Origin of the sequence: Tautonia marina, assembly GCF_009177065.1 — a bacterium.
In the GTDB taxonomy this organism is placed as follows: Bacteria; Planctomycetota; Planctomycetia; order Isosphaerales; family Isosphaeraceae; genus Tautonia; species Tautonia marina.
The window spans coordinates 1-570 of record NZ_WEZF01000070.1 but is presented as its reverse complement, the minus strand read 5'-3'; the positions used below and the strand labels follow the sequence as shown (position 1 = coordinate 570).

Sequence of the window (570 nt, the reverse complement as noted above, 5' to 3'; positions counted from 1 at the left end):
ACCGACTCAGCAAGAGAACGGGAATCTACGTCTATGCCTATGCCTTTCGGCACCGATTCGCTACCCGCAAATTGGCTGAAGGTGTTGCTCCTGCTGTCGTGGCGCAACTGATGAATCACTCTGACCTTTCAATGATAAGCAAGCACTATTCACACATTGGCACCATGCACAGTCTGATGAGAGATGCCATAGATTGAACTTTTGCATTGTTTGATTCGTATTGTATATATGTATTTAATTGATGACCGCGAGAAAACCCCCTGGAAATTGCCGGGGGGTACTCTCACTAGATTAGAGACTGGCGACTATTCGATAGATGGACACGTTGACGAGATTTGTGTAGAGCGCAAAGCATCAATCAACGAATTAGCAATCTGTCTGTGCGGCGCTGAACGCGCGCGCTTCGATAGAGAATTAGAGCGTATGCTTGGATTCGCCCATAGAATAATCGTATGCGAAGCGCCCTATGAAAATGTCGAGTGCTACCCTGCCAACGAAAACCTACCGCGATTCGTCAAAAACAGAATCAAAGTAAAACCCGGCTTCATCAAGAAACGTATCAGGGAAGTG

The 570-nt window shown here is 46.7% G+C and carries 1 protein-coding gene and 1 pseudogene; both read left to right on the top strand.

Annotation, left to right across the window (positions count from 1 at the left end; all coding sequences use genetic code 11):
- Nucleotides 1-197, top strand: a 197-nt coding sequence (locus GA615_RS27245) for a tyrosine-type recombinase/integrase (protein WP_152054501.1), incomplete at its 5' end; no start/stop codon positions are given.
- Nucleotides 198-228: 31 nt separating this feature from the next.
- Nucleotides 229-570: pseudogene (locus GA615_RS28385) on the top strand (hypothetical protein); the annotation flags it as partial.